Source organism: Myroides sp. LoEW2-1, from assembly GCF_009767705.1.
GTDB lineage: Bacteria > Bacteroidota > Bacteroidia > Flavobacteriales > Flavobacteriaceae > Flavobacterium > Flavobacterium album_A.
Genome location: NZ_WSPP01000110.1, coordinates 1 through 8,618 on the forward strand (window position 1 = coordinate 1; position 8,618 = coordinate 8,618).

Below are 8,618 nucleotides of genomic sequence, written 5' to 3' on the forward strand. Positions count from 1 at the left end.
GTATTTACATATTGTTATTTTCTGTTTTTGAAATGTTAAAATATGTACTTATTGAGAATATTTGCTTTTGTTTGTTTCGACTATTTCTACTTGAAACTCTATTTTTTATGTGACGTATTGAAAAAAAAATTAACAGAAATATTTTTATTACATAGTTATTTGACAAATTTGTGTGCGCGTTTACACAAGTAAAAATACCCTCAAACTATAACGTTGAGGGTATTGATATTGTGTATTTTTTAGTTGACTAATTATTGTCCCAAATAGCGATTAAGTACTCTTAAAGCTTTTTCTTGTTTATACTGCTCTAAGAAGTTTTTGGTGTTCTTGTTATACTTAGCTGAATGAATATCAAAAATTTTGTTTTTATCATTGTTCTTAAAGATCAATTCTCCTGTATATTTAGCCGTAACTATATTTTCTCTGTCGTCTTCAAATTCTACAGAAATAGTGTAGACATTGTTTTGGTTTGTAACAATTATTTTTCCACTCTTGGCTGGAGCCGCATCTTTAAAATCGCTATTTTTTAAATCAAAGTACCAAGTACCCCAATCAAAACCTGCTTCAAATCCCTCTCCAAAACCTGCCATATTTGGTGCTTCTGGTCCTATATTATAAGTACCTGATGGAATAGAAGTTTTTTGGTTTAATTCCGTATATAAAGCAATGCGCATATATTCCCCTGAGCCACCTACTGCCCAATAGTTATCAGGATCTGTTTTTAAGTCTTTATTGTACAAGTAAATATTCCATCTGTTATTCTGCAATCCATTAATAGGCGAAGCACCTTGAAATTCTAAATAACCAATATCTAAGTTGCCAACTGTCCTATTCTCTTTTAATGATGTTATAGTAGCTTCATCTCCTTGTCTAATAGGTCCATTGTATTTTCCTAAATGACGAGTTCCATCAGATAACTCAAGATTAAATCTCACCTCTTGACCTTTTGGTGTTTCTATGACTTTAATGAAAGAATTATCTCGTATATACACCTTTCGATTTATTTGTTTGTCGCTATCTCTGTGTTCAAAATAGGCATATCGGTACACAGGTTCTTCTTTTTCAATGTCTTTAGATGTTGCAATATAGAAGCTTCCCTTATCAAAAGTTGTAGAAGCTTGATACGTCTTATTAGGTATTTTTGCTTCCCATGCTTTAGGTGCTTTTTCGTCATAAAGAGATAGTGAAACGCGGTAGCCGTCCCCGTCAAGTTCACCATAGTTATTTGTTTTTCCAGCAGCAAAAAATGTCATGTACTGTCCGATATTGGGATGTTTGTATTCATCATCTCCCCAATACCAACCATTTTGCAAGGTATATTCGGTGTGATAAAGGGGCTGAATATCAATTGCATCATTAAATTTTACAGTGTAAGTTAATTGATTGCTATCGACAATTGTACCTGTAATACTGTATTTATTCTCTTGATTGATAATTTCTAACTCTGCAGATTGAATAGTTAGTTTTTCATTTTTATTGATTAGATTGCTTTCAGGTGATAAGGTGTAGAGTAGTTGATCTGTTGAGAGTATATATTTATGAGATTCAATGTTAGGTTCTAACAAATCTACACTCTCAATTTTTTTAGAAATTAAACTTAATTCAAGTTTAGTGTCCTCTCCACTTAAAGTTAGATTGAAAAAACCTTTGTCATCTAATGTCTTTAGGTAAGTTCCTTGACCTTTAGTTAGGGCCAATTCGTTTTTTGTTTCTTCTTCTTTCGAAGGAGTTGATGAGTCGTCATTACTACACGAGCTCGTAATACTTGCCATGGAAATAAAGCAAGCTAATACAAATAGTTTTTTCATTTTTCAAGTTTTTAGTTTTGGGTTAGTTTAATTGTTAATGTATTTAACAATACAATATTGCTAAAATATAAAAATATTTGATTGTTTTAAGTTTTATTGACAAAAAATGTCTTTTTTGTATTTTTGTTTAAATAATTGTTTTCGATATAAGTATCGGATACAAGATTTAGATCAAAAAATAGAATTGATTTGCCCAAAGAATAATGGGTGAAAATAGGAAGTAGGATGAGTATTCGGTAGAGAAGTGGGGGACGTTTTTGTTTTGATTTAACAAAGTAGAATAGAGGATAAAACAAAAAATCCCTTGAATTATATTCAAGGGATTAACAAAGGCAGTAAGTTACTGTATAAATTTATAATAACGAGCACCTATCAAATGAGGTATCTCTTGTTCTATCCTATCAAGTATGAATTCATTACAAGCTTGTTTTAATGGAGATTTTCTCTCTTTTTTGTGCAGTGCAATATAGGTGTCAAAATCGATTGCTTCAGATTCTTCAATCGCAGTGAAAATGGACTTTGAAGGCATTCCCTGCAACCATTCTGATTGTACTTCTCCCTCAAATACCTTTGATTTAGAGCCTGATCCATAAGCGACAAATCCAAGTTTCGAGTTTTCGATATTTTCACTTGTCTCAGCGAAGTGAGTCAGTGTTGACAAGAGTCCTAAAAAAATAGAGCCAGTATAGATATTTCCCACGTTTCCAGAAGCTATTTCTGAAGGGGCAATTTTGTCTTTGACCAATTCCATGTACTTTTCTGATTTGGCAAATGCTTTAATTTGATCTTTAGCATCTTCCGCTGTGATATCAATTAAATCAGGATTTTCCAACAATACAATTTCATGAAAAGTTCTACGGCCTTGGTAGCAGTAAGGTAGGTGCATTAAGATAGCCTTCCAGTGTTGATATACTTTTTCACTTTGTCTATTGTTTAATTCTTTAAAGTGGGTGTAGGCCTCTGTAATTCTATTGATATAACACTGATTTGAATACTGACCTTCAAATACAGGTTGATCTTTGTGCAAAGTTATTTCCCCTTCTTCAATACCGTGCCAAACTTGATTTGTATCCTTTCCTGTTATTAGCTTTTTCTCGAGTGTGCGATACGGTTTAAAGAAGTCAAATACACTCTCAGTGGCTACACCAGTTTGTGAGCTAAATGCAATCATACGTGGATTTGTACTAATAAGTAGGGCAATAGCACCAGCACCTTGTGTGTACTCTCCTGTAGAAGCTAAGTCATACTTGGCATAATCCGTAGCGATAACGATGGCTTTTTTTGTAGGATTTGCTTTGATGAAGTCTATCGCATTCTGCATAGCATCCACTGCTCCTATACAAGCAAAAGTATGATCAACAGCATCGCAGTTTCTAAAAGTTCCTTGTCCGTATACTTGTTCTAATAATCCCAGTGTATATGATGCAATAGGTTTAGAGTTATCTATCCCACTTTCTGTTCCAACATAAATCTTAGCTATTTCTTTCGGAAGTATATTTGGATTGTCTTTAAGTAGATTATGAGCGGCATTTGCAGCCATCGTCACTACATCTTGAAAAGTATCTAACAAAGCCATCTTTTGTAAACCTAAACCTTTGGTAAGTTTCAGAGGTTCAATATTTCTCGCTTTGGCTAAGGTCTCTATAGGCAAGTGAATTTTAGGGATAAAATATGCTAAACTATCTATTCCAACTTTCATTTTAATCATTGATTTTTGTGAATGGTAAAATTACAGGCTATTCGAATAAATAACTAAATTAATTGGATTAATTTTTTCTAATAATGCTATGTTAATGGTTTAGAGATGATAATAGTGCTGATTTTTATTGATGGGTTAAAGTACTAATCTCCTATTCGTAAATTAACATAGGTATGGTTTCTATTTATTTTAGTTTGTGTCTGTTTAGTTCTTTAAATAATCTAATTTTGTAGCAAATCTCAAGATAATGAAAGATAGCAAGAAAACACAAAAGAAACTACACCAACGCAACAAGCATCACAATTTATATGATTTTGATAAATTGAAACAAGTAGTACCTGAGTTAGGAAATTTCATTATTAAGAATCCCTCTGGTGTTGATACCATTGATTTCGCCATTCCAGAAGCAGTTCTTTTGTTGAATAAAGCGATATTGATGAAGGATTACAAGATAACATTTTGGGAAATGCCAAAGACAAATCTTTGTCCGCCAATACCTGGTCGTGCAGATTATATCCATTATATAGCAGATTTGTTAGCGGAAGGAAATCAAGGAAAGATTCCTACTGGTAAGAGTGTCAAAATATTAGATTTGGGAATAGGAGCTAATGTTATTTACCCTATTATAGGCGTAGCCGAATATGGATGGGAGTTTGTAGGTTCTGAGTTAGACGTTGTTTCTATCAAAACTGCGAGTCATATAGTAGAGCATAATCCCCACTTAAAAAGCCATGTTAGTATTAGACAACAAACATCAAAGCGAAATATTCTTAAAAACATTATAGGAGAGAAGGAGTACTTTGATGTTGTTATTTGCAATCCTCCTTTCTTTAAATCAAGAGCAGAAGTAATGGCAAAGACCACCCAAAAACTAAAGAATTTAGGAAAAGAAGTGGTTGGAAAACCTATTCAAAATTTTAGTGGACAGAATAACGAACTTTGGTGTGAAGGAGGAGAGAAAGCTTTTATAACGAATTATATCTACGAAAGTAAACACTTTAAAAGGCAAGCTGTATGGTTTACTACTCTTGTATCAAATAAGGATAATTTAAAGCCACTTGAGTCATTGCTTAAACGCTCAGAAGTAAAAGAGGTGCGTATTATCAATATGGAACAAGGAAATAAAGTAAGTCGTATCTTAGCTTGGAAGTATTAAGCTACTTCATAATTGTGATTTATGATATTAAAATATTTATCTTTAGTGTGTTAAAATTAACATACTATGCAAAATATTGAGCGAAAATTAAAAGAATACCTGGATTCTTCTTCGGTTACAATACAAGAGATTTTGATGGTTTCTAATATAGAACATCCAAAATGGGAGGACAACTCTCACATTATCAAATTAGCTATTGAGCAGATTTTACAACCTGTTGGGGCTCTCCCAGATGAGTATGTATATAGCTATGTTGGAATGCACTTGAAAATACCAGTTGTAGGTAAGCGCCATAGTATTGGTTTTATAGTAACAAATTTAAGAGTGTTGGTACAAGGTGATGTTTCATTTGTAGGAAGAAATACAGGGGCTTTGGGATATCAGTTTACTCAAAACCAAGATGCGAAGGAACTCTTTAACAAAGTATGGAATGACTTTACTGTAAAGTTTAAACTTGATATACCAAAAGAACAGCTGAAAGCCATGCAAGTAGCTTTGCGTGAAGTTATCCAAATCATTTTGCCTGAAATTCAGAGCCTTAATATTTTGCCTGACGAAGTTAAAAAAGCAACAACAATCAAGGGTAGGATAATGGAGTTGGGAATTAAAAGCGAATTAAAGCCATTTGAAGATAATAAGAAAAACTTTGTAAAGTTTATGGATAAGTACCATGTTGCAGATGTTTTGTACGGTGTAGTCATGAAGCCGCTTTTGGCCTCACCTTATGGATTGGTGATTACTCCTACAGGTATTACAAGTCGCGACTTAATGGAAGAATGCGTTTCGAGTACATGAGAAGAAATAAAGGATAACCCAGCCAGAATGGGGAGCAAAGAAGATATGATTCTCATTGGTGAAAAAGAACACTTTATAGCTAATGTCGAGAAGAGTACAACTCCAGCAATGGTTGTTTTGTTGAACGAAATAGCGAATAGTGAGATTGCGTTATAGAATAGTAATATAAAAACGATAAGCATGGGTTCAGTATCCATGCTTTTTTGTTTAGGAGTACAATATCGCTAATATTTATCTTGTAAATATGTCCTAATTTGCAAATTATGAAATGCCACTTAACCAGAAGATTTGTCAACTACATATTGTTGCACTTGACTTCTTGTTAGCTATTGCTTTTAACTTAGAGTGAATATTGAGTTAACTACATAAACAACAAGTTAGTTTGGAATGGTATCATTTCATGCTTATTGTAACTCTTTGATTTTGTTAATTGATTACTTCTAATTTTGCATTTGCTCTATTCTCTATGAGAGATAAATAAGATCCCTTTAGTTTAGTGTCGAAGGTTCCCTTGTAAACGTCTTATTGGAAGATTGTTCGGATATTGTTGGGTAAAAGCCCTGTTTTCCGCACTATATCCGAACAATCTCCGAACAAACCTCCTACAATCTTTGAACAACGTCCATATTTAGTGGCCTCAGAAGCTGTTTTGTAAAATGTCGAAATAAGTTGAATGTGTGTTAAGTTGGTGGTAATGAGGTGTTTTGTGTTTTTTAAGCAAAAGTAGGAGATATAGGTAATATTAGATCATAGATTTAGGGGAGATAGAAGTCGTGTGTTTAAGGTTTACTTAACTATAATTATCCTGGATTACGCATTAGCCAAATACTATAAAGCAATTCTATTTCATATCTCTTTCATTAGTTATAAAACCATACTATAGTATGCTTCACTCACTAATTCAGAGCTATTTTGTATAATTACTTTTCGTTTATATGTCTATCGCGTAATCTGGGATTAATATATAATTTCATAGATAAAGGGAGAATAGAAATACAGTTTCAGAAGTTAAATCTCAATGGAACACCTCCAAGAGTAAAACAAAAAAGAGAGAGTAAACTATTGGTTTTCTATGCGAAGTTTAGAGATTTTGTAACTACCTTTATCAAGGTCAGACACTGGATAGTGAAATGCTTCAGCATTCAACGACTTCTTAATTTAAAATAATAAAGAGGGAGTTAAACTGGACTGGCATATAACCGATTCCGTTACTACGACCCTGAGGATGGGAATTATATCTCACAAGACCCGATAGGTCTTGCAGGTGGTAACCCTACGCTGTATGGGTATGTAGTGGATCCGAATAATTGGTTAGATGTGTTTGGACTTAATTGTCAAGAGCCAACAACTGGTACACCTACAAATCAAGAAGTTAATACGGGGGCAAATGCACCTGAAGGAGGAGGAGTATATTCATTTAATGATAAGAATGGTAATACATATGGAGGTTCTACAAATGATTTTCAATCTAGAATGAATGATCATGTTGGAACAGGAATGCTTCCTGCAGGAAATACAGTTGAGTTTACACCAGTAAATACTGGTAATAGATCTGATAAAGGAGCAAGAAGATTCTTTGAACAGCAAAAAATTGGATTTGATGCAGACGGTGTTCCATTGGCTAATAAATCTACAAGAACTAGAGCAGTAAGTCCCCAAAAGTGGAAAAAGTATGCTCCAAATGGGAAAATAAATTTTAATGATAAATATTTTGATTAATGGTAACAATTTATAATGACTTTACCCGTTGGGTGTAATTAAATGATTTGATTTTTAATATTATTTATAGGTCTATCAAAAATGAATTTATTGACATATTGAACCAATGTCAAGGCTGTTATTTTGGCTAAAATTCTTGTTTTAAAACCTAAAAATGTTTTGGCATAATTGTTTCTGATTTTAAATTGATCACATAATTGCGAAAATAGCGTTTCTATTCGTTTTCTTGATTTTCTAAAGATATAAGGTTGTGGTTTGTAATCTTTTTGATTAATTCTTTTAGGTGTTTCTAATTTGATATTAGCTGTTTGAAATAAATCTAACTGAACATTTTGAGACAAGTAACCTCTGTCTCCAAGTAATACACAATCAGATAATTGATTTTTTACTGTTTTCAAAAAATGAATGTCATGAACTTCAGCTTTTGTAATATCTAAAGAATGAAAAATACCGCTCACAGAACAAACACCATGTAATTTATAACCATAAAACCAATTGTTTTGGGAAGCACAAAACCCTTTAGAAGGAGCAGTTTCAAAGTCGTTTTTACAGATTTTAATTCTTCGATGGCGGGAAAACTTACATATTTCTAAAGGCATGCTATCTACAATAAAGTAATCTTCGAATTCTAAAAAACGAGAAACTAATTTTATCCTAACTTCCTCTAAAAGTAAAAAAAGTTTTCGCCTTCTTTTATTGAATTGACTTCGCTCAAGTAAGTTTGGTATTTCTTGTTTATTAAGTTGTTTAAACAATGAGTTTTCACTGTCGATAGACATATATTCAGCAGTTAAACTCAATGCAATAACTTCTATATCAGTCATTTTAGGTTTTCTTCCAGCAACAATACAAGCATTAAAATCTAACTGCAATGAGTTAATTACATCTAATATTTTTAAATAGTTATTTCGTATATTTGACATAGATATTGGTTTGTTTGAAAATGTCAAGATACTGAAATTCAGTATCTTGACCAATATCTGTCTTAATTATATTCTCTTTTTTTTACGCAATTCATTTCACCCAACGGGTAATGACTTTATTAAGAATCACACTAACTATGATTTCTTTGACCAAGAAAAGGTGAAAGAATTTCTAGACTTACCTATTATTTATTCACTTGATAGTATACTTCCTGCTTTTAGTAGAGAAATAGGGTATAATGAAATTATGAATATTAGAGTTATTTTAAATTATAAGTATAGTGGGTATTCCGGTCTAAACTGAACAGGTAATTCCGGTCTAAACTGAACAGGTGATTCCGGTCTAAACTGAACAGGTGATTCCGGTCTAAACTGAACAGGTAATTCCGGTTTAAACTGAACAGGTAATTCCGGTCTAAACTGAACAGGTGATTCCGGTCTAAACTGAACAGGTGATTCCGGTGCAAACTGAACAGATGATTCCGGTGCAAACTGAACAGTTCTGAGCTTAGTTTTTT

8 protein-coding genes are annotated in these 8,618 nt (G+C 32.8%); 4 read left to right on the forward strand and 4 right to left on the reverse strand.

Annotated elements, in window-relative coordinates; all coding sequences use genetic code 11:
- Window positions 1-251: 251 nt before the first annotated feature.
- Together GOQ24_RS07500 and GOQ24_RS07505 are read right to left on the reverse strand one after the other, a co-directional pair.
- Window positions 252-1,808, reverse strand: a complete 1,557-nt coding sequence (locus GOQ24_RS07500; protein ID WP_160339407.1) for a hypothetical protein — start codon at window positions 1,806-1,808, stop codon at window positions 252-254.
- A gap of 340 nt (window positions 1,809-2,148) precedes the next feature.
- The gene (locus GOQ24_RS07505) at window positions 2,149-3,507 is read right to left on the reverse strand and encodes a hydroxymethylglutaryl-CoA synthase family protein (RefSeq protein ID WP_155093295.1); all 1,359 of its coding nucleotides are present in this window, start codon (window positions 3,505-3,507) and stop codon (window positions 2,149-2,151) included.
- 247 nt (window positions 3,508-3,754) lie between these two features.
- Between GOQ24_RS07505 and rlmF the strand changes: the two genes are divergently transcribed.
- From rlmF to GOQ24_RS16640, 4 genes are all read left to right on the forward strand, one after another.
- Window positions 3,755-4,663, forward strand: a complete 909-nt coding sequence (gene rlmF, locus GOQ24_RS07510; protein WP_155093294.1) for a 23S rRNA (adenine(1618)-N(6))-methyltransferase RlmF — start codon at window positions 3,755-3,757, stop codon at window positions 4,661-4,663.
- A 66-nt stretch (window positions 4,664-4,729) separates the two neighbouring features.
- Window positions 4,730-5,458, forward strand: coding sequence for a hypothetical protein (locus GOQ24_RS07515; protein WP_160339408.1), 729 nt, complete (start codon window positions 4,730-4,732; stop codon window positions 5,456-5,458).
- A 27-nt stretch (window positions 5,459-5,485) separates the two neighbouring features.
- The gene (locus GOQ24_RS16785) at window positions 5,486-5,614 is read left to right on the forward strand and encodes a hypothetical protein (protein WP_262885663.1); all 129 of its coding nucleotides are present in this window, start codon (window positions 5,486-5,488) and stop codon (window positions 5,612-5,614) included.
- Window positions 5,615-6,646: 1,032 nt separating this feature from the next.
- Window positions 6,647-7,177, forward strand: a complete 531-nt coding sequence (locus GOQ24_RS16640; protein WP_230381573.1) for an RHS repeat-associated core domain-containing protein — start codon at window positions 6,647-6,649, stop codon at window positions 7,175-7,177.
- A gap of 38 nt (window positions 7,178-7,215) precedes the next feature.
- Here the strand turns inward: GOQ24_RS16640 and GOQ24_RS07530 are convergent, their stop codons facing one another.
- Both GOQ24_RS07530 and GOQ24_RS07535 read right to left on the reverse strand, forming a co-directional pair.
- Window positions 7,216-8,001, reverse strand: coding sequence for an IS982 family transposase (locus GOQ24_RS07530; protein WP_155093503.1), 786 nt, complete (start codon window positions 7,999-8,001; stop codon window positions 7,216-7,218).
- A gap of 369 nt (window positions 8,002-8,370) precedes the next feature.
- The coding region (locus tag GOQ24_RS07535; RefSeq protein ID WP_208103213.1) for a hypothetical protein at window positions 8,371-8,618 on the reverse strand (248 nt) is incomplete at its 5' end.